The organism is Kitasatospora sp. NPDC001309, from assembly GCF_042896295.1.
Taxonomy (GTDB): Bacteria; Actinomycetota; Actinomycetes; order Streptomycetales; family Streptomycetaceae; genus Kitasatospora.
Map to the genome: position 1 here is coordinate 39,893 of NZ_JBIAXC010000004.1, position 20,415 is coordinate 60,307.

A 20,415-nucleotide genomic window follows, 5' to 3' on the forward strand; every position below is an offset into this window, starting at 1 on the left:
CACCGCTCTGTCCACCCTTTCCGCCCTCTCCCCCGTGCTCATGCCCCGGCCTCGCGCACCATGCCGACCGCCAGCGCGTGCTTGCACGGCCCGCGCCCGCCGCGGTACTTGGCCCACCACAGGCAGGTGCAGCTCACCCGCCCCGACGCGTCCGTCCGCACCCGCTGGATGTGGTCGTCCACCGTGACGACGGCCGTTGCCCCGTCGCCTTCCAGCCGCACCGCACCCGCCGCGACCAGCGCCCGGGCGGCCCGCAGCCGGGGGTTGGCGGCCTCGGCGCGCCCGGCGTCGTACGGGAGCCGCCGGTGGAAGTGGGCGGCCTCGGCGGTGTCGTAGCCGATCTGCCCGGCGGTGCCGAGCCGGGTGAGCGCGGCGCGGACCCGCTCGACGCCCAGCCCGGACTGCTCGGCCAGCTCGGCGACCTCGATCCGGGGCTCCCAGGCGAGCAGTACCGCGATCAGCTCGGCGTCCTGCTCGACCGTGCCGGTGGCGAGCGCGTCGAGTACGCCGCCCTCGCCGGAGAAGCCGCGCGAGGCGTCCGGCGAGAGGGTGAGGGTCAGCCGCATGCCGGGCAGCACGACCTCCCAGGCGCAGGCCGTCGGGGCCGGGCCGGCGACCGGCCCGTACACCCGCAGGCCGAGCGCGTGCCGCAGCACGCGCTGCAGGGCGACCAGCCGCTCGGGCCCGGGCAGGCAGACGGCGCCGGGCACCGGACGGGTGGTGGGCCGCAGGGTGCGCCCGGCCGGGACGACCCAGCCGACGCCGCCGCGGCCGCCGCGCGGCAGGGAGCGCAGGAAGCGCACGGCCTCGGCGGCGCCGAGTTCGGCGCGCAGGTCGAAGCCGGCGGCGACCACCTGGGTCTCGGCGAAGCCGCGCAGCCAGCGCTCCGGCAGCGGCACCTTCCGCTCGACCAGCGGGCCGTCGAGGCCGGTGACCTCCAGGGCGTCCGGCCCGACCGCGAGGTGCAGCGGCTCGGCCGGGCCGATCCTGGTCAGCGCCTCCCGCAGCGGGTCGTTGACGTCCACGTTGGTGGTGCCGTGGCCGATCTCGCCGCCGTCCAGCCCCGCCCCGAGCACGTCGAGCCGGGCGTACACGCCGCAGCAGCCGGAGAAGGACTCGAAGCGCAGCCGGTCCCCGTTCGCGGTGACCACCGGGTCGAGCGAGGCCCGCAGCCGCGGCTGGTGGTAGCGGGCGGCGGCGACGTCCGCGACGGCGAGCAGTGCGGCGGCGGCCGGGGCCGGCTCGGCCAGGAAGCCCGCGAAGAAGCGCGGGTTGGCGGCCGCGCCGAGCGGGGTGGCGCCGCCGGAGGTGGCCAGGTCGAGGCTCCGGCCGGCGGCGCCGTCCAGGACGGCCGACGGGCGCAGGTAGGCGTACGCCTGTGCGGATTGCGTCATGGGCAGCACGCTAGGTGACCGGTCCGACATCCCCCCGCCCGGTCGGCATAGTGAAACACGTTCTACCCGGGGTCCGCGTTACCCAGGTCACACCACCGCACGGTTGGCTTCTGCCACTATGGGCCGGTGACCGACCTGACAGAACAGCAGAGACCGACCGAGCAGGCGCCCGCCCCGGCCACCCCGTTCGCCGCCCTGCTGGAAATCGAGCAGCTGAACGAGAACACGTTCCGGGGCCACTGCCACGCCGGCGCCCCGATGCGCGCCTTCGGCGGCCACGTCGCCGCCCAGGCCCTCGCCGCCGCCGGACGCACCTGCGCTCCGAAGCGCGCGGTGCACTCCCTGCACGGCTACTTCCTGCTGCCCGGCGACCCGACCCGGCCGATCGAGTACCAGGTCGACCGGCTGCGCGAGGGCTTCACCTACACCACCCGCCGGGTCCGGGCGGTGCAGGACCGGAAGGAGATCTTCAACCTCACCGCCTCCTTCAAGCTCCCCGAGCCGGCCGCTGGCGACCGCCAGCGCGAGGTGCCCCCGCTGCCCGACCCGGAGACCCTGCCGGACGCCTTCTCGCACTGGGACGAGGAGCTGCGCACCGCGATCAAGGCCTCCGACGGCTTCCGCGACCTCGAACTGCGCTTCGTGCCGCCGGACGCCCCGGGCCTGCCGCCGGCCGTCCCCGGCATGCCCCAGCAGTTCGTCTGGCTGCGCATCGCCACCCGCCTGCCGGACACCGACCCGCTGCTGCACACCTGCGCGCTCACCTACCTGTCCGACCTCACCCTGGCCTCCACCGCCGGGCTGCACGAGCAGGCGAACTTCTTCCAGCGCATCGAGCCGCCCCGACTGCTGATGACCTCGCTGGACCACGCGATGTGGTTCCACCGCCCCTTCCGGGCCGACGAGTGGCTGCTCTTCGCCCAGCGCAGCCCCTCCGCCTCGGACGGCCGCGGCCTGTCGCTCGGCGAGTTCTACGACCGGGACGGCCGGCTGGTGGCCTCCGCCACCCAGGAGGCGCTGATCCGCCGGATGCCGTGAACCGGGCGGCTCCCGGAGGCCGCCGGGAGCCGCGCGGGAGGCACCCGGAAGGCCTCCGGACACCCCCGCCCGCCGACCGGACGAAGCCCGGACGAAGCCCGGTGGACGGCGGGCGAACGGAAGGGGGCCGGTCGGCGTCATACTCCTGAGCGGCCCCGGCCCGTATCATGGTGCGGGTGACCAAGGTTGACCTGTCACCACGGCCGGTGGAGGCGATGTCTCCGCGTCAGCTCGAACGCCGCGAAAGCCTGATCGCGGCCGCGCTCGCCCTGGTGAACGAGATCGGCGTCGAGCGGCTGCAGATGAAGCAGGTCTGCGAGCGGTCCGGAGTCGCCCTGGGGACGGCGTACCGCTACTTCTCCTCCAAGGACCACCTCCTGGCGGCGGCGATCGCCGAGTGGCACCGGCTGCTGCTGGCGGACCTGGTGGCCGAGCTGCGCGGACCGCGCGCCGGGCTGGGGGCCACCGACCGGGCGGTCCGGTTCGTCCGGGGCGGGATGCGGGCCTACCAGCGCCAGCCCGAGCTGGCCCGGTTGCGGGTCGCCGTCGCCGCCTCCACCGATCCCTTCGCCAGCGAGGCCCTGCAAGGCATGGCCCGGGCCGACAGCACCGCGCTCCAGGTGGTGACGGCCGAGGTGCCGGCGGCGGCCAGCGACCTGGTGCGCCACATCGTGGCGCACGCCTGGCAGGGGGAACTGACGGCCTGGGTGACCGGCCGCACCACCCTCGGGGACGCCAGACGGCGGCTGGAGGACGTGGTGCGCCTGGTGCTGACCCCGTACGAGACCCCCTACCCGGCCCCGTACGAGGTCCAGTCCACCGGCTGAGCCCGCGCGCCCCGAACCCGAACGGCCCCGAACCCGGACGGCCCCGAACCCGGGCGCCCCGGCCCAGGCGTCCCGACGGCCGCTCAGACCACCGTCACCGGGTGCGCCACCACCGCGCCGAACAGGTAGCCCTCGCGGTTGAGGGCCGCCCGTTCGGGCTGGGTGGCGCCGCCGCGGTCGGTCGCGCGGGCGCGCAGCTCGTACCGGCCGGGCCGCTCGGGGCGCCAGCCGACGCTCCAGCGCGCCCAGTCCCCGGCGGGCGGCTCCCCGTCCAGTTCGGCGGGCCGCCAGCTGCGGCCGCCGTCGGTGCTCACCTCGACCAGCCGCACCGGGGCCGTGCCGGACCAGGACCGCCCGTACAGGCGGTGCTCGCGCCCGGCCTCCAGTCGGGCGCCCTCGGCCAGTTCGAAGGCGGACTTGACCACCTGGGTGGTGAGCGCGACGCCGTCGGGCGGCCAGCCCGGGCCGTACATCCGGTAGAAGACGGTGTTCCAGGGCGACCGGAGCGGGTGGTCGGCCACCTCGATGCTGCCGACCCACTTGATCGAGGCGATACCGACCCAGCCGGGCACCACCAGTCGCACCGGCGCGCCGTGGTCGGGGATCAGCGGGGCCCCGTTCATCTCGTAGGCGAGCAGCGCGTCGTCCAGCGCCTTGGCGATCGGCAGCGGCCGGCGCACCGGGCCGTGGTTGGTGCCGTCGACGACGTAGTCCGGGTCCAGGCCGGCGGGCAGCACGTCCACCGCGCGGTCGGTCAGCCCGGCGGCCCGCAGCACCTCGGCGAGCCGCACGCCCCGCCAGGCCGCCGAGCCGACGCTGCCCAGCGTCCACGGGGTGCCGGGGACGCGCTGGCCCTGCTGGCGGTGGAAGTAGCCGCGGCCGTTGCCCGCGCACTCGATCAGCGCCTCGGTCCGGGTGGCGGGCAGCGCCCGCAGGTCGGCCAGGCCGAACTCGACCGCCCGTTCCGGCCCCGGAGCGCCGTGCAGGCCGCTGCCGAACAGCCGTAGCCGCCAGGTGGCCGGGTCGATCAGCGGGGTGCTGGTGTGGTTGCGGACGAAGAACCGTTCCACCGGGACGTGACGGCCGACGGCGGCCCCGCCGTCGGCCTCGCGCAGCGCGTCCCAGCGCATCTCGGCATTGGTGTCGCGCCGGACGAACCACCGGGCGGGCAGCGGTTTGACGATTCCGGGCAGCTCGATGCTTCCCGACGGGTCCATGCTTCCGGGCACGGGCCTGGCACCTCCTCGACGGCGGGGCACGACGGCATCCGGACGGCACTGTCCGGATGGCGCTCCCGCTCTCCCAGCGTAGGCGCTCCGGCGCTTTCCGTGACCGGGTCGGCGGGCGGCGGTTCCCGCCCGGGCCCGGCCGAGTACGCCCCCGGCGCCCGCCACCTAGAACTCCCCTCCGGGCAGCGGCCGATGGCCGAAGCCCTGCCCCAACCCCGCGCATCCGTCGAGGAGTTGGCCAAGGGCCGAACCGCCCCCACCTCCACCGGGCCGGGGGCCGACGCGGGCAGCCGCCGAAGCGCTCTCCTCCGACCCCGACCCCGGCCCCGCGACCGCGCACCCGCCGGGCGGGGGCGGGCGGCCTGACGGGACGAAGGTCCCCACCCTCCGCCTGCCCGGCGCGCCCTCCCGCCGCGCACGCCGCCAACTGGACATAGTGCGACATACATCTTGAATCCCCCGTGTTCCCCGTATGTCGAGAGGTCCTCCCGCATGAGCAGCCAGCCGCCGCAGCCCTCCCCGCTTGTGCAGGAGCCCGACGAACCCGGCGAACCCGCCGCCACCCTCCCCACCGACCGGGCGGTCTTCGGGATCAGCGCCGTCCTGGTGCTCGCGGTGGTCGCCTGGGGCGTGTTCGCCGAGGACTCGCTCGGCCGCACCTCCAGCACGGCGCTCCGCTGGGTCCTGCACAACTTCGGCTGGCTGTTCGTGGTGGCCGCCGACGTCTTCCTGGTCCTCACCGTGCTGCTCGCCTTCAGCCGCTTCGGCCGGATCCGGCTCGGCCGCGACGACGACGAACCGGAGTTCTCCACCCTCGCCTGGGTCGCCATGATGTTCAGCGCGGGCATGGGCATCGGCCTGATGTTCTACGGCGTCGGCGAGCCCCTGCAACTGTTCGCCGCCCCGCAGCCCGGCTCCGGCCTCGAACCGCAGAGCGCGGCCGCCGCCCAGCAGGCGCTGGAGTTCTCGCTCTTCCACTGGACCCTCCACCCCTGGGCGATCTACGCGGTCGGCGGCCTCGCCCTCGCCTACACCACCTTCCGCAAGGGCCGGGGCAACCGGATCTCCGCCGCCTTCGTCCCGCTGATCGGGCAGCGCGGCGCGGACGGCTGGCAGGGCAGGGCGATCGACCTGCTCGCCGTCTTCGCCACCGTCTTCGGCTCCGCGACCAGCCTCGGGCTCGGCGCGCTCCAGGTCGCCGACGGCCTCGGCTACATCACCTCCGTGCGCAACACCCAGAACGCCCAGCTCGTCATCATCGGCTCGCTGACCGCCGCCTTCGTGCTCTCCGCGTTCTCCGGCGTCCACAAGGGCGTCAAGTGGCTCTCCACCGCGAACGTCGTGCTGGCCTCGCTGATCATGCTCTTCGTCTTCGTGTTCGGGCCGTCGGTGTTCGTCCTCGACTCGATCCCGTCCACCGTCGGCGGGTACCTCTCCGACCTGCTCGGGATGTCCACCCAGACCGGCGCCTTCACCGACGAGAGCTGGCTCGGCTCCTGGACGATCTTCTACTGGGCCTGGTGGCTCTCCTGGGCGCCCTTCGTCGGCACCTTCATCGCCCGGATCTCGCGCGGCCGCACCATCCGGCAGTTCCTGCTCGGCGTGCTGCTGGTGCCCAGCGGAGCCACCGTGATCTGGTTCTGCGTCATGGGCGGCACCGCGATCCGGCTCGTCGGCACCGGCACCGCCGACCTGGTCGCGACCATCCCGCGCGGCGCGGAGGCCTCGCTGTTCGAAATGCTGCGCTCGCTGCCGCTCGGCTCGGTCACCAGCGTGGTCGCGGTCCTGCTGGTGATGACCTTCTTCATCACCAGCGCCGACTCCGCCTCCCTGGTGCTCGGCTCGCTCTCCAGCCGCGGCTCGCTGCACCCGCGCACCCCGCTGGTGGTGGTCTGGGGCGTGCTGATGGGCGGGGTCGCGGCCGCCCTGCTGCTGGCCGGCGGGCTCACCGCGCTGCAGAACGCCACCATCCTGGTCGCGCTGCCCTTCGTCGTGGTGATGCTGCTGCTCTGCCTCTCCCTGGTGAAGGAGCTCCGCGAGGACCCGGCGGCCGGCCCCTCCCGCTTCCACCCCGCCCACGGCCTGCGGGACGCCGTCCGGGTCGCGGTGGGCGAGGCCCTCGCCGAGCGCGGCCGACGGCGCTGAGGCCCCCGACACACCGGCACTGACCAGCGCATACGCCCCACCCGGCGACCGGGTGGGGCGTATGCGGCCAAGTGACGCCCGATCCCCGCCCGGACTTCACCCGCGCGTACCGACCGTTCACACCGCCCTGGGAGCCTCCCTGTCATGAACGCCAGCCCTCAGGCGCCCTACCAGGAACCGCGCTTCCCGCTCCCCCAGCGCCACCGCCGTCTCCTCGCCTGCACCGCCGTCCTCGCCTCCATCGCCCTCGGCACCCTCGGGGTCGGTGCCACCGTGGAGACCGTCCAGCACGGCCCGATCGCCGCCGCCACCGCGAGCAGGTAGCCGGCCCCGCCCCGCGCCTGGGGGGTCATGTCAATCCGAAGATCAGCAAGCCCTATGATCGCTCTGCAACACGACGCGAAGGGGATGCAGTGGCGCGGGTTGCAATCATCGGTGGCGGGATCAGCGGGCTGGGAACGGCCCTCATGCTCGGACGGCGGGGCCATGCCGTCACCCTGTTCGAGCAGGAGGCCCGACAGGCCGACACGGACCTGGACCAGGACTTCTACCACTGGAAGCGGCCCCGGGTCCCCCAGGCCGACCAGCCCCACTCCTTCCTCGCCCCGGTCCGCACGGTGCTGCGCGCCGAGGCCCCCGACGTCCACGCCGACCTGCTGGCCCGCGGCGCCCGGGAGTACCACGACTTCGACTGGTTCGACCAGCACCCGCCGCACCGGGACGGCGACGAGGACCTGGTGACCCTGCGCACCCGCCGCATCGTGCTGGAGGCCGCCCTCACCGCCGCCGTCCGCCGGGAGCCCTCCGTCGAGGTACGGCGCGGCCGCCGGGTGAGCGCCCTCACCCTCCAGGACGGAAACCCGCCCCGGGTCACCGGCCTGCGGGTCGACGACGGGACCCACCCGGCCGACCTGGTCGTCGACGCCGCCGGCCGCCGCTCCGCCGTCCCCGGCTGGCTGACGGCCGCCGGCTGCCGCCCGCCCGTCGTCGACAGCCACCGCACCGGCATCACCTACCTGTGCCGCTGGTACCGCCTGCGGGCCGACGGCCCGCGCGACCCGGGGCGGGTGCGGACCGGCTCGGTCGCGGGGTTCGCCGCCGCCGGGGTCTTCCCCTCCGACAACGACACCTTCGCGCTGAGCATGGTGCTCTCGACCGGCGACCCGACCCGCGGCGCACTCCTGGACCCCGCCGTGTTCGAGGCCGTCCTGCGCCGCTTCCCCGCCTGCGCCGCCTGGCTCGACCTCGACCCCGAACCCCGCTCGGCCGTCCTGGCGATGGCCGGCCTGGACAACCGCTGGACCTCCCTCACCGACGACGCCGGCCCCGTCGTCACCGGCCTGGTCAACGCCGGGGACAGCCTCGTCCACACCAACCCCACCCTCGGCCACGGCGTCGCCCTCGGCCTGCTCGCCGGCCAGTACCTCGCCGGCCACGCCGACCAGGTCGCCGCCGACCCCGCCGGCTACCACGACTGGACCGCCCGGACCCTGCGCCCCTGGTTCGACGCCCAGGTGGCCGGCGACCGCACCAACGAGCAGCGCCTGCTGGACGGTTCGGCCCTCCCCGAGCGCCGCACCGCCGCCCTCGCCGCCTGCGCCTTCGACGACCCGGTCGTCATGCGCGCCCGCGCCCACGTCCGCCACCTGGTCCGTACGCCCGAGGAGGCCTTCGGCAGCGAGGAGGTCGACCGCCACGTCACCGCCTGGCTGGCCGCCCGCCCCGACTTCACCCCCCGGCACGACGGCCCCACCCGCAGCGAATGGGAAGCCCTCATCCCGGCCTGACCGCCCACGGCCCGCCCCGGCCCGGCAGTCGCCGGGGCCCGGGGCTCAACTCCCCGACGGGGCGGCGGGGCGGGAGTGGCGGCCGGTGCCGGGGGTGGGGTGGAGGTCCGGGGCCGGGGCGTAGCGGGCGGCCGGGGGGCGCAGCAGCCAGGTGGTGCGGGGCGTGGGGGTGATCAGGCCGAGCCGGTGCAGGAGGTCGAGGGCGTCGCGGCGCAGGGCGGTGCGGTCGGCGAGGTAGCGGGCCGGGAGGTCGTGGTCGTCGGCGATGTCGCCGAGGAGGCCGTCTATCAGCGCGTCGGCGATCGGTACGTCGCCCTCGGTGGCCTCGCCGGGCAGCGGCCGGACCTCCTCCACCAGGCCTTCGACCAGCAGCAGGGCGGCCTGGGAGAGGGTGCCGGTGCCGGGGAGGGCGAGGTCGGTGAGTTCGGCGGCCGGGTCGAGCAGGGCGACGCCCTCGGCCCGCAGTTCGGCCTCCAGCCCGAGGAAGTCCGCGAGCGCGGCCGGGCCGCTGAGCCGGTGCTCGTGCAGCCAGGCGCGCCGGTCCTCGGGGAGGTCGGCGGCGAGGACGGCGGGCGTCTCGGCGAGGAGGCGCCGCACGGCGGTAGCGGGTTCGGCCTCGGCGGCACGGCGGATCAGGTCGGCGGCGTCGGCGGCGAGGGCGGGCGGTCCGGCCGGGACGGCGCGGGCGAGTTCGCGGTCGACGGTCAGCACGAAGGCGGTGTCGGCCGGGTCGGCCGGCAGGTCGCCGAGCACCTGCCAGTCGGCCAGCGCGGCGAGCGCCATCGCGGGGGCGTCCGGGTCGGCCGCCTGGGCCGCGAGGTCGGGGGCGGCGGACCGCATCGCGTCGAGCAGCCGCCCGTACGGGAGTTGTTCGGGGGCATCGACGAGCAGGGCCAGGGCGAGGGCGAGCTGGGCGTAGCCGGCCGGGGTGAACGGGGCACCGGTGGCCGGGTGTTCGAGGCGGCGGGCGGCGCCGGGGCCGAGGCCGGCCTTGCAGAGCCGGGCGTGCCAGGGGCCGACGACCAGGCGGTAGCCGAGCAAGGTGTCGAAGCGTTCGACGAGCCAGTCGCGGTGACGGCGGATCAGCGGGAAGCCGTCGGCGTGCGGGCCGGAGGCGGTGACCAGCGGGTGGGCGAGCAACAGCCGTGCGGCGATGCGGCGTTCGGCGTCGGGGAGTTCCTCGCCCGCCGGTTCCGGGGCGTCGCCGGGCAGCTCCGGCAGGGCCCGGGTGCGCTCCGGCCTGCGGTGGCGGCCGGGCCGGCCGGACTTGGCGCCCGACCGGACGACGGGCAGGGCGGCGGCGTCGCGCCGGGCGCGGCGCAGGCCGCCGTCGGCGCGCCCCTCGCGGGCCTCACGGGCGCGCGGGACGGCGGCCGTGTGGGCGGTCGGGCCGTGCCACCAGCTGACGGCGGGGTCGCCGGGCTCGGCGGTGGCGCCCAGGTGCCGGGCGGGGTAGAGGCCGAAGGAGGCGGTGCACAGGTCGTCGGCGGCGCCGGGGGCGGCGGCGGCGAACCAGTGGGCGAGCCGGAGCAGTCCCGGGTCGGGCGAGAGCGCCCCGTCGGGCTCCTGCGGACCGTCAGCACCGTGCTCACCCGCGGCACCGGCCGGATCGGCGGGCCCGGCGGCTTCGGGTCCGCGTACGGCGAGGACGGCGGCGGCGGTTCCCCGGCCTGCCCCGCCCCTGCGTCCGTCCGGCCTGCCGGCGGCCACCCGGGTGGCGCCGACCGCGTACTCCTGCTGCTCCATGTCGGGGTCCAGCGTAGACGGTGACCGGCTCACCCGGTGGCAGCAACCGTGCTCCTGAGGAAGTCTCCGCAAGAGCCCTCGAAGCGGTCGCCGGTGCTCCGCTCTCCCGGCCGGGCCGTCACTCCCCTTCCCCCACCCGGGTTACGCACCGGTAACCTGGTCTTCCCCCACCCCGCCGACTCCCTTAGGGTCGGTGGACCCCCCACCCCGGGCGACCTCGGAGGCAGACGCCGCATGAGCATCCGTACGACCACCCGCGCCACCGGCCTCGGCGGGCGCCTGCGTTCGGCCACCGGCCTGCTCGGCGGCTTCGCGGCCACCTCGGCGGTGCACCTGGGCTCGATCCTCTCCGGGGCCCCGGTGCTGCGCAACGCCACCAAGCCGGCCCTGATGCCGCTGCTGGCCGCGCACAGCGTGGCGACGGCGGCCCGGACCGAGCGCGAGCTGCCGAAGCTGCTGACCCCGGCACTGCTGGCGAGCGCGGGCGGGGACGTACTGCTGCAGTTGAAGGACGACACCGCGTTCCTGGCCGGGATGGGCTCGTTCGCGGCCGCGCACGTCTGCTACGTCGCGATGTTCGTCCAGCGCGGGGCGCTCACCGACCGGCGGCGCGCCCTGGTGGTCGCGGCCGCGTACGCGGCGGCCTGGGCGGGCATGATCGGGCGGCTCTGGCCGGACCTCGGGGAGCTCAAGGTCCCGGTGGCCGGCTACAGCCTGCTGCTCACCTCGACGGCGGTCACCTCAGCCGGCCTGGGCTGGCGGACCGGGCTGGGCGGGGCGCTGTTCCTGCTCTCCGACACCCTGATCGCGACCCAGCTGGCGAAGTGGCGCGAGCTGCCGGGGCATCAGTTCTGGATCATGGCGACGTACGTGCTGGCCCAGTACCTGCTGGCCAGCGGCCTCCTCCAGCACGAGGAGGGGCAGGACCGGGCGGCCCTCTGACGCGCCGCCACGCCGCCGGTCCGATCAGGTCAGGGCTCGGCGGCGCGGCGTGGGCGTACGCGGGGGGCGGGGCCGTCAGGCACTGCGCCTGCGGAGCAGCCAGAAGCCGCCGATGCCGCCCGCGACCAGGGCCAGCCCTCCGGCCAGCTCCGCCGGGTCCGCCGCGACCGAGCCGCCGAGCCCGGTCTTCACCGCGCCGTGCGGGGCGACCTGCTGGCTGCCGGCGCCGGACTGGCCCAGCGAGCCGGCCCACTCCCCCGCCGCCTTGCCCCAGTCGCCGAGGCCCTTGTCGGGGGCGGTGGCGGTCACCGTGGTGACCTTGACGGTGGTGGAGAAGGCGCCGCCGTCCGGGCAGGTGCCGTCGACCTTGCTGTCCCCGTTGCGCTCGGAGGCGAGCCGGGCGGAGCCGGTGTGCCTGCCGTCGGAGCCCAGGGTGAGGGTCGCGGGGCCGCCCTCGAAGGCGGCGGAGTGGGCGGTGATGGTCTTGGCGTCGGGCTTGTCCGACTTCTCGCAGGAGACCGTGACCGTCACGGTCTGGCCCGGTGCGGCCTGGGACGGGCTGACCGAGGCCGCGCCGTCCCTGGCTGCTGCGAGGGGGGCCGTCAGACCGGTCAGCACCGTCGCGCCGATCAGGGCGGCGGCGGCCGTACGCGTGGGGCGCATGCCGGAACCTCCGGGATTCTCGGGCGCAGCCGGGGACTCCCATGTCCACGTGGTGTGTCAACTGCACCCGGTCTTTCACCGACGGTAGGCAGGCCCGGTGGGCCCGGCCACCGCTCAGGACCGTTCGGGCGACGGCCCGTCACCTCGTGTGATCGTCACACGGCGTCACCGCGGCCCCGGGGGCTCAGAGGTCCAGGTCCACCACGACCGGGGCGTGGTCCGAGGTGCCCTTGCCCTTGCGGGCCTCGCGGTCCACGTAGCTGTCGGTGACGGCGTCCGCGAAGGGCTTGTTGGCGTAGGTGAGGTCGATCCGCATGCCGCGGTTCTTCGGGAACGCCAGCTGGCGGTAGTCCCAGTAGGTGTAGGGGTGGTCGTACTTGAGGGGGCGCGGCACCACGTCGTGCAGGCCGATCTCGCCCAGCGCCGCCAGCGCGGCGCGCTCGACCGGGGTGACGTGGGTGAGGCCCTCGAAGGCGGCGACGTCGTAGACGTCCGCGTCGGTGGGGGCAATGTTGAAGTCCCCCAGGACGGCGAAGGGGCGGGGGCCGGCCGCGTCCTCGGCGGAGGCCTTGCGCAGCGCCTCCAGCCACTCCAGCTTGTAGTGGTAGTGCAGGTGGTCGACCTCGCGGCCGTTGGGCACGTAGACCGACCAGACCCGGACCGGGCCGCAGGTGGCGGCGACGGCGCGCGGCTCGACGTCGGGCAGCAGGGCGCCGTCGGCCAGGTAGCCGGGCTGGCCGGGCAGGTCGCGCACGACGTCCTCCAGGCCGATCCGGGAGACGATCGCCACGCCGTTCCACCGGCCGTTGCCGTGCGCGGCCGTCTCGTAGCCGAGCTCGCGGACCGGCTCGTACGGGAAGGCGTCGGCCGCGCACTTGAGCTCCTGGAGGCAGAGCACGTCGGGCTTGGCGCTCTCCAGCCACTCCAGGAGCTTGGGCAGCCGGGCGGTGACGGAGTTGATGTTCCAGGTGGCGATGCGGACGGTCACGGCGGGCGGCCTTCCCGGTGGTTCGGTCGGTACGGACGGGGGTGGGCCCCACGGGGAGACCCACCCCGAACATACCGCCCGGCACCGACAACCCGGCCCGACCGGCGCCGCGGCCGGGCGGTCAGCCCGCGGGGCGGACCACCGCGGCCGAGCCGCCGCCGCGTCGCACCGGCTCGGCGGCGGCCACCCAGCGGCCGTCCGGCAGCCGCTCCACGCCGGTGGCGGCGCCGATCTCGCCGCCGTCGGCGAACCGGTGCCCGAGGGCCTCCAGCGCGGACCGCTCCGGCAGCGCCAGGAAGCCGGGCTCGGCCTGGGTGACGGCGCTGTTGCGCTGGCTGGCGCGCGGCGCGGCGATCGCCTGCTCCAGGCTCAGGCCCCGGTCGAGGCGGCCGAGCAGCACCTGGAGGGTGGTGGTGATGATGGTCGCGCCGCCCGGGCTGCCGGTGGCGAGCAGCGGCTCGCCGTCGCGCAGCACGATGGTCGGGGACATCGAGGACCGCGGCCGCTTGCCCGGTCCGGGCAGGTTGGGGTCGGGGACGCCGGCGGCGAGCGGGACGAAGTCGAAGTCGGTCAGCTCGTTGTTGAGCAGGAAGCCCCGGCCGGGGACGGTGATGCCGCTGCCGCCGGTCTGCTCGATGGTGAGGGTGTAGGAGACGATGTTGCCCCAGCGGTCCGCCACCGTCAGGTGGGTGGTGTTGGGGCCCTCGTACGGCTCGGGGAGGGCCTGCCCGGTGTCCGCGCAGTCGGCCGGGTGGTACGGGTCGCCGGGGGCGAGCGGGCTGGTGAGCGCGTGGTCCGGGCTGATCAGGCAGGCCCGGGAGGCGGCGTAGCGCTCGGAGAGCAGCTGCCGGGTCGGGACGTCGCCGAAGGCCGGGTCGCCGACCCAGCGGTTGCGGTCGGCGAAGGCGATCCGCGAGGCCTCCAGGAAGTGGTGGTAGTACTGCGTGCTGCTGGAGCCGGAGAGGTCGCCGTCCTCCAGGATGTGCAGCGCCTCGCCGACGGTGGTGCCGCCGGAGCTGGACGGGGCCATCGAGTAGACGTCGTAGTCGCGGTAGGCGACGTGGGTGGGCGCCTGGCGGCGGGCCTGGTAGGCGGCCAGGTCGGCGGCGTCGACCTTCCCGGGGCGGGCGTTGCGGCCGGAGGCCGGGTCGACCGGCGGGTGCTGCACGGTGTCGGCGATGTCCTGTGCCAACGCGCCCTGGTAGAAGGCCTTCACGCCGTCCTTGGCGAGCAGCCTGTAGGTCGCGGCGAGGTCGGGGTTGCGCAGGACGGAACCGACCTCGGGGAGCTTGCCGTTCGGCAGGAAGATCTTGGCGGTGGCCGGGAAGTCCTTGAAGCGGCTGTAGTTGTCGGAGGTCTGGCCGCGGAAGGTGTCGTCGACGACGAAGCCGTTCTCGGCGATCCGCTCGGCGGGTTCGAGGTTCTGCGCGAGCGAGCGGGTGCCCCACTGGCGCAGTGCGGAGTCCCAGGTGGCCGGGGTGCCGGGGACGCCGACGGACAGTCCGCTGGTGACGGCGTCGGCGAAGGCGAGCGGCTTGCCGCCCTCCAGGAACAGTCCGGTGTCGGCGGTGCGGCCGGCCGTCTCGCGGCCGTCGACGGTGTGCACCGTGCCGGTGGCGTGGTCGTAGTAGACGAAGTACCCGCCGCCGCCGATCCCGGAGGAGTAGGGCTCGGTCACGCCGAGCGCGGCCGCGGCGGCGACGGCCGCGTCCACCGCGTTCCCGCCCTTGCGCAGCACCTCGATGCCGGCGGCGGTGGCGTCGGCGTCCACCGAGGCCACCGCCCCGCCCCAGCCCACCGCCTCGGGCGCCTTGGGCGGTGGCGCCGCGGCGCCGGCGGGGCCGGTGGTGGCCCAGACCAGTGCGGTGGCGATCAGCAGTGATGGCGCTAGGCGGGTCAGGGCCCTCATCCGGTCCTCCTGAGTCGACGTCACGTCAGTTGTTCCACAGGAGACATGAATCCGACAACCACACCGCACGGCTACCAACGGGTAGTTGACAGGAGGGACGGAGGGGACGCCCTGCTCCCCGCCGCCCCTGGCCCCGCTACGGCGCGCTGCGCTCCACCCGGCGCCGCTTGATGGTGCGGAACCGCCGTGCGACCTGCCGCGCCAGGTCGGCGGCGCCGACCAGCCCGGCCTCGTTGCCGAGGGCCGCGTGCACGATGCTGGCCTCGGGCCGGAAGCCGCGGCCGGTGAGGGTGCGGCGGAAGGTGTCCCGGGCCGGGCCGAGCAGCAGGTCGCCGGCCTCGGAGACGCCGCCGCCGATGACGAAGCGCCCCGGGTCGAGGCCGGCCGCCAGGTTGGCGATGCCGACCCCGAGCCAGGTGCCGACCTCGTAGAGCAGCTCGACGGCGGTCGGGTCGCCCTCCCGGGCGGCCTCGGTGACCAGCGGTCCGGTGATGCCCTCGACGGTGCCGCCGGCCCGGGCGAGCAGCTGCTGCACCACCGGGGACTCCTCCGCGACCAGTTCCCGGGCGTCCCGCACCAGGGCGTTGCCGGAGGAGTACTGCTCCCAGCAGCCGCGGTTGCCGCACGGGCAGCGGTGGCCGCCGGGCACCACCTGCATGTGCCCGAACTCGCCCGCCAGGCCGTACTTCCCGCGGTCGACGTAGCCGTCCCGGACGACCGCGCCGCCGATGCCGGTGCCCAGGGTGAGCATCACCATGTGGTCCTCGCCGCGCCCGGCGCCGAAGCGCCACTCGGCCCAGGCGGCCGCGTTGGCGTCGTTCTCCACGATCACCGGGAACCGCAGCCGCTCGCTGAGCGCCTGCTGGAGCGGCTCGTTGCGCCAGTTGAGGTGCGGGGCGAAGAGCACCCGGGAGCGCTCGGCGTCGACCCAGCCGGCCGCGCCGATGCCGACCGCGTGGACGTCGTGCCGGTCGGAGAGCTGGAGCACCAGCTCGACGATCACGTCCTCGACGACCTTGGCGCTCTTGCTCTTGTGCGGGGTGTCGGTGCGCAGCTTCTCCAGCACCTTCCCCTCGCCGTCGACGACCCCGGCGACCACCTTGGTGCCGCCGATGTCGACGCCGATGGTGGGCAGCCGCAGTATGCCCGCGGGCAGGGCGCGGCGGCGGCGCTCGGCGCGCGGGCCGAGGCCGAGCAGGGTGGGCAGGACGGCCGGCCGAGTGCTGCCATGGGGGCTGGTCACGGCTGCGGACGCTCCTCACGAGAGTCGGGTTCGGTGGGACCGGGGGCCGACGGCCGGGCCAGCTCGTGCGAGAGTTCGGCGAGGTCGGAGCCGCCGGCCATCTCGGTGGTGAGCTGTTCGAGGCCGATCTCGGCGCGCGGGTGGCTGCCGGCCGTCCGCCCCCGTTTCAGCAGGGTGAAGTGATCGCCCACCAGGTAGGCGTGGTGCGGGTTGTGGGTGATCAGGACGACCCCGAGCCCGGCGTCGCGGGCCGCGGTGACGTACTTGAGGACCACCCCGGACTGCTTGACGCCGAGCGCGGCGGTCGGCTCGTCCAGGATGAGCACCTTGGCGCCGAAGTGCACGGCCCGGGCGATCGCCACGCACTGGCGCTGGCCGCCGGACAGGGTGCCGATCGGCCGGTCGACGTCGTGCAGGTCGATGCCCATCCGGGCGAGCGCCTCGCGGGTGGTGGCGCGCATGCCCTCGGCGTCCAGCCGCAGGCCGCCCCAGCGGCGGGTGCCCCGCTCGGAGCCGAGGAAGAAGTTGCGCCACACCGGCATCAGCGGGACGACGGCGAGGTCCTGGTAGACGGTGGCGATGCCGCGGTCCAGCGCCTGGCGCGGGGAGTCCAGCCGGACCTCCTCGCCGCCGACGGTGTAGCGGCCCTCGTCGTGCCGGTGCAGCCCCGCGATGATCTTGATCAGGGTGGACTTGCCGGCCCCGTTGTCGCCGAGCACGCAGCTGATCTCGCCGGCCCGCAGGGTCAGCGAGACGTCCTGCAGCGCGCGGACCGTCCCGTAGGTCTTGCCGACGCCCTCCAGCGCGAGCAGTTCGGTGCCCGCCGGTTCGGTGGCCACCGGGCGCTCCGTGCCGGAGCCGAGCTGGTCGTTCATCGCGGACCCCGTTCCGCCCGGCGCTTGACGTAGGCGTTGAGCAGCGCGGCCAGCAGCAGCATCGCGCCGAGGAAGAACTTGAACCAGTCCGGGTTCCACTGGGCGTAGATGATCCCCTTGCTGGCCATGCCGAAGATCAGCGCGCCGAGCGCGGAGCCGGCCACCGAGCCGTAGCCGCCGGTGATCAGGCAGCCGCCGATCACCGCCGCGACGATGTAGATCAGCTCGTTGCCGACGCCCTCGCCGGACTGCACGGTGTCGAAGGAGAACAGCAGGTGCTGCCCGAGCACCCAGGCGCCGAAGCCGACGCCCAGGTAGAGCAGCGTCTTGGTCCGGGCGACCGGCACGCCGACCGCGCGGGCGGCCGCCGCGTCGCCGCCGACGGCGAAGATCCAGTTGCCGAAGCGGGTGCGCAGCAGCACCCAGCTGCCGACCACCAGCAGGCCGAGCCACCACCAGACGGTGGCCTTGACCGTCAGTCCGCCGATGTTCACCTCGGAGGCGAACAGCCACCGGCAGCTCTCGAAGCCCTGCATGTCGGCGATCGACTTGGTGGAGACCGTCCCGGAGATCGCCTTGGTGACGCCCAGGTTGGCGCCGGTCAGCATCAGGAAGGTGCCGAGGGTGACGATGAAGCTGGGCAGCCTGGTGCGGCCGAGCATCCAGCCGTTGAACCCGCCGATCGCCAGCGTGGTGGCCAGCGAGACCAGCACGCCGACCCAGGTGACGGCGGTGAACTGGTAGGACACCATCGAGGAGGTCAGCGCGGCGGTGGTGACCAGCACGCCGGCCGACAGGTCGAACTCGCCGCCGATCATCAGCAGCGAGACCGGCACGGCCATGATCCCGATGGTGGAGGCCGCGTAGAGCACGGTGCCCAGCGAGGAGACCCGCAGGAACGGTTCGGCGACGGCGGCGAAGACCGTGAACACCGCGACGGCCGCGATCAGCGAGCCCAGCTCCGGGCGGGCGAGGAGGCGCCGCAGGGCGGCCGGACGGTCCTGGACGAGCAGGTCCGGGGTGGTGGAACCGCTCACCTGGTCCCCCTCGCGACGTACTCGGCGAGCGCGTCGGCGTCGTCCTTGGTCAGGATCTGCGGGCCGGTCGCGACGGGCTTGCCGCCGCCGAGCATGTCCAGGTTGGACCGGTACAGCCAGAGCAGGTCGACGCCCTCGTAGCCCTGGAGGTAGGGCTGCTGGTCGACGGCGAAGCCGACGCTGCCGGACTTGAGCCCCGCGACCACCTGCGGTCCCAGGTCGAAGGTGTCCAGCTCCACGCCGCGGTGGGCGTCCTGGACGGCCTGCAGTCCGGTGGCGGCCATCGGGCCGGACAGGGTGAGCACGGTGTCGATGGAAGGGTCGGCCTGGAGCTTGGCGGAGACCGACGCCCGGGCGTCGGGCATGTCGACGCCGTTGACGTACAGCACCTGGAAGCCGCCGCCGGCCTTGGACTGGGCCCCGGAGCAGCGCTGCTCCTGGCCGACGTTGCCCTGCTCGTGGATCACGCACAGCACGTTCTTGCGGCCGCGCGAGGCCAGCTCGGTGCCGGCCGCCTGGCCGGCCGAGGACTCGTCCTGGCCGATGTGGGTGAGCGCGCCGAACTTCGCGGAGAACTCCTGACCGGAGTTGATCGTGATGACCGGGATGCCGGCCGCCTTGGCCTTGCCGAGGACGCCGGCCATCGCGTCGCCCTTGGCGAGGGTGACCAGCAGGCCGTCGACCTTCTGGTCGATGGCGGCCTGGACGAGCTGGACCTGGTTCTGGGTCTGCGCGTCGTTGGAGTACAGGAAGGTGATGTTGTCCTTGGCGGCGGCCTGCTCGGCGCCCTTGCGCACGCTGTCCCAGAAGGCGTCGCCGGCGCCGGCGTGGGTCACCATGGCGACCTTCCAGCGCGGGGTGGTGACGGCGCTGCCACCGGCGGCCGCGGCCTTGGCGCGGGCCTCCTCGGCGCGTCTGCCTCCGGTACTGCTGCAACCGGCCGCGGTGACCGCGAGGGCCAGGACGGCGCACACGGGCCAGAAGCGGCGGGACGGGCGAAAGCGGGTTGTGCTCATCCCCATAGTCTCTCTGGCCCGGCCGCGCGGGATCGCACCGCCTCGCCCGGCGGTGCGAACGGCGCGCCAGGTAAGGTGCCCCGGGGGACCTTCCTGGAAGTTCGCTGAACATCTGGTCCGGAGCACCGCCGTCCGGGTGACAGACTAGGCGCCGACCCGAAGCGGGAACAACTCTGAAACGTGATGTTCCTCTCAGGTTCCGCACAGATTCGGACAGCAACCGATCATCCGCTGGTTGCCGTCTGATGCCATTGACGTGCGTCCGGGCGAGTGGGGCCCGGGCGGCGAGCGACCCGGATACGAGAACGCGATGGAACTGACAGGTACGCCATTCCTCATCCTCACCGTCATCCTGGTGCCGGTGTCCATCACAGTGGCGCTGCTCTTCTGGGGGAAGGTGCGCGGCCCCCAGCCGGTGCGCACCCTGTCCCGGATCGTCATGATCATGTTCTGCCAGGTCACCGCCGTGCTGATGGTCTTCGTGATGGTCAACAACGCGAACCTGATCTACGGCAACTGGGACGACCTGCTCGGCACCGGTGACCACGTCCGCGCGGTGCCCTCGGTGGCGCCGGTGGACCCGGCCGGCAACGGCAAGGACGGCTCCGGCGACGCCGCCAAGCAGCCGCCGAAGGTGCTGCAGAAGTTCGGCGGCGTGAACGACCCGGCGGTACCCGGCGACGTCCAGAAGACCGAGCTCAAGGGCCAGGTCTCCGGGGTCGACGGCGAGGTGCTGGTCTGGCTGCCGCCGCAGTACAACGACCCGGCGTTCAAGGACAAGAAGTTCCCGGTCGTCGAGCTGATCCCCGGCTACCCGGGCTCCTCCTCCACCTGGTACGGCACCCTCAAGGTCTCCGAGCAGCTCAAGCCGCTGATGCAGCAGGGCAAGGTCGCGCCCTTCATCCTGGTCTCGCCGCGCACCCTGCTGCTGGGCAGCCACCAGGACGCCGGCTGCACCGACATCCCCGGCAAGATCAACGCGGACGCCTGGATCACCCGCGACGTCCCGCAGATGGTGATGGACAACTTCCGCGCCGACCCGTCCTCGGACCGCTGGGCGATCGCCGGCTACTCGGCCGGCGCCCACTGCGCGGCCAAGCTCGCACTCGCCCACCCCAACCGCTACCGCGCCGCCATCGCGATGTCCGGCTACAACGACCCGGCCACCGAGGGCGACTCGCTGGTCGGCAAGGACCCGAAGCTGCGCACCGAGAACAACCCGGTCAACATCCTCAAGTCCGCCCAGCAGCCGCCGAAGGTCGCCCTGCTGGTCAGCGGCGCCAAGGGCGACGGCTACGAGGACGGCCAGGCGATCGCCGCCGCGGCCAAGGAGCCGACCAAGGTCCAGGTCGAGGAGAGCACCGGCCCGCACACCACCGACATGTGGAAGCGGATGGTCCCGAGCGCCTTCGAGTGGCTGACCGGGGTCATCCCGGTGCAGTGACCGACCGGCACCGCCGGAAGAACGGCCGGGGGCCCGTCGCGCGTGTTCGCGACGGGCCCCCGGCCGTTCTCCTGACGGCTCCCGACCGGCTCAGGCGCCGTCCAGCGACCTCCCAGGAAGCGGCCGTTCCTG

The 20,415-nt window shown here is 74.5% G+C and carries 17 protein-coding genes; 7 read left to right on the plus strand and 10 right to left on the minus strand.

The genetic code is table 11. The features are described 5' to 3' along the window. Positions 1–38: 38 nt before the first annotated feature. On the minus strand, positions 39–1,394 hold the full coding sequence (locus tag ACFY2K_RS05530) for an SWIM zinc finger family protein (protein ID WP_380593735.1): 1,356 nt from the start codon (positions 1,392–1,394) through the stop codon (positions 39–41). Positions 1,395–1,520: 126 nt separating this feature from the next. Between ACFY2K_RS05530 and ACFY2K_RS05535 the strand changes: the two genes are divergently transcribed. Then, positions 1,521–2,432, plus strand: a complete 912-nt coding sequence (locus tag ACFY2K_RS05535) for an acyl-CoA thioesterase (RefSeq protein ID WP_380593737.1) — start codon at positions 1,521–1,523, stop codon at positions 2,430–2,432. 176 nt (positions 2,433–2,608) lie between these two features. Then, a complete protein-coding gene (locus ACFY2K_RS05540; protein WP_375884924.1) occupies positions 2,609–3,259 on the plus strand; it encodes a TetR/AcrR family transcriptional regulator in 651 nt (216 codons plus the stop codon). A gap of 83 nt (positions 3,260–3,342) precedes the next feature. On the opposite strand, the gene ACFY2K_RS05545 is transcribed toward ACFY2K_RS05540, so the two are convergent. Continuing rightward, positions 3,343–4,653: a sulfite oxidase gene (locus tag ACFY2K_RS05545; RefSeq protein WP_380526883.1), complete on the minus strand. Its 1,311-nt coding sequence runs from the start codon at positions 4,651–4,653 to the stop codon at positions 3,343–3,345. A 327-nt stretch (positions 4,654–4,980) separates the two neighbouring features. Here ACFY2K_RS05545 and ACFY2K_RS05550 point away from each other — a divergent pair, with 327 nt between their 5' ends. From ACFY2K_RS05550 to ACFY2K_RS05560, 3 genes are all read left to right on the plus strand, one after another. After that, positions 4,981–6,633, plus strand: coding sequence for a BCCT family transporter (locus ACFY2K_RS05550; protein WP_380526885.1), 1,653 nt, complete (start codon positions 4,981–4,983; stop codon positions 6,631–6,633). A 144-nt stretch (positions 6,634–6,777) separates the two neighbouring features. After that, positions 6,778–6,957 (plus strand): hypothetical protein, encoded by a 180-nt coding sequence (locus tag ACFY2K_RS05555; protein ID WP_375884919.1) that lies wholly within the window; start codon positions 6,778–6,780, stop codon positions 6,955–6,957. A gap of 89 nt (positions 6,958–7,046) precedes the next feature. Next, positions 7,047–8,420 (plus strand): FAD-dependent oxidoreductase, encoded by a 1,374-nt coding sequence (locus ACFY2K_RS05560; RefSeq protein ID WP_380593741.1) that lies wholly within the window; start codon positions 7,047–7,049, stop codon positions 8,418–8,420. A gap of 45 nt (positions 8,421–8,465) precedes the next feature. On the opposite strand, the gene ACFY2K_RS05565 is transcribed toward ACFY2K_RS05560, so the two are convergent. Beyond that, positions 8,466–10,166, minus strand: coding sequence for a DUF2398 family protein (locus ACFY2K_RS05565; RefSeq protein WP_380593743.1), 1,701 nt, complete (start codon positions 10,164–10,166; stop codon positions 8,466–8,468). Positions 10,167–10,400: 234 nt separating this feature from the next. Between ACFY2K_RS05565 and ACFY2K_RS05570 the strand changes: the two genes are divergently transcribed. Then, positions 10,401–11,108, plus strand: coding sequence for a lysoplasmalogenase (locus tag ACFY2K_RS05570; protein WP_380526891.1), 708 nt, complete (start codon positions 10,401–10,403; stop codon positions 11,106–11,108). Between the two features lie 75 nt (positions 11,109–11,183). Here ACFY2K_RS05570 and ACFY2K_RS05575 read toward each other — a convergent pair whose 3' ends face one another. The 7 genes from ACFY2K_RS05575 to ACFY2K_RS05605 all read right to left on the minus strand — a co-directional run bounded on the left by ACFY2K_RS05575 (position 11,184) and on the right by ACFY2K_RS05605 (position 18,839). Continuing rightward, entirely contained in the window at positions 11,184–11,771 is a 588-nt protein-coding gene (locus ACFY2K_RS05575; protein WP_380526893.1) for a hypothetical protein, read from the minus strand. A 184-nt stretch (positions 11,772–11,955) separates the two neighbouring features. Continuing rightward, positions 11,956–12,759: an exodeoxyribonuclease III gene (locus ACFY2K_RS05580; protein WP_375884907.1), complete on the minus strand. Its 804-nt coding sequence runs from the start codon at positions 12,757–12,759 to the stop codon at positions 11,956–11,958. 121 nt (positions 12,760–12,880) lie between these two features. Then, positions 12,881–14,668 (minus strand): gamma-glutamyltransferase, encoded by a 1,788-nt coding sequence (ggt, locus tag ACFY2K_RS05585; protein WP_375884904.1) that lies wholly within the window; start codon positions 14,666–14,668, stop codon positions 12,881–12,883. Positions 14,669–14,804: 136 nt separating this feature from the next. Continuing rightward, positions 14,805–15,911, minus strand: a complete 1,107-nt coding sequence (locus ACFY2K_RS05590; protein ID WP_375884901.1) for an ROK family glucokinase — start codon at positions 15,909–15,911, stop codon at positions 14,805–14,807. Further along, the gene (locus ACFY2K_RS05595; protein WP_375884899.1) at positions 15,908–16,786 is read right to left on the minus strand and encodes an ATP-binding cassette domain-containing protein; all 879 of its coding nucleotides are present in this window, start codon (positions 16,784–16,786) and stop codon (positions 15,908–15,910) included. The genes ACFY2K_RS05590 and ACFY2K_RS05595 overlap by 4 nt, the downstream gene beginning before the upstream one ends. Continuing rightward, complete coding sequence (locus tag ACFY2K_RS05600) at positions 16,783–17,823, minus strand: ABC transporter permease (RefSeq protein WP_375884897.1); 1,041 nt, start codon at positions 17,821–17,823, stop codon at positions 16,783–16,785. Before ACFY2K_RS05600 ends, ACFY2K_RS05595 begins: the two co-directional genes overlap by 4 nt. Beyond that, positions 17,820–18,839, minus strand: a complete 1,020-nt coding sequence (locus ACFY2K_RS05605; RefSeq protein WP_387709760.1) for a substrate-binding domain-containing protein — start codon at positions 18,837–18,839, stop codon at positions 17,820–17,822. Before ACFY2K_RS05605 ends, ACFY2K_RS05600 begins: the two co-directional genes overlap by 4 nt. 361 nt (positions 18,840–19,200) lie before the next feature. On the opposite strand from ACFY2K_RS05605, the gene ACFY2K_RS05610 reads away from it, so the two are divergent. After that, on the plus strand, positions 19,201–20,283 hold the full coding sequence (locus ACFY2K_RS05610; RefSeq protein ID WP_380593753.1) for an alpha/beta hydrolase: 1,083 nt from the start codon (positions 19,201–19,203) through the stop codon (positions 20,281–20,283). The last annotated feature ends 132 nt before the right edge of the window (positions 20,284–20,415 follow it).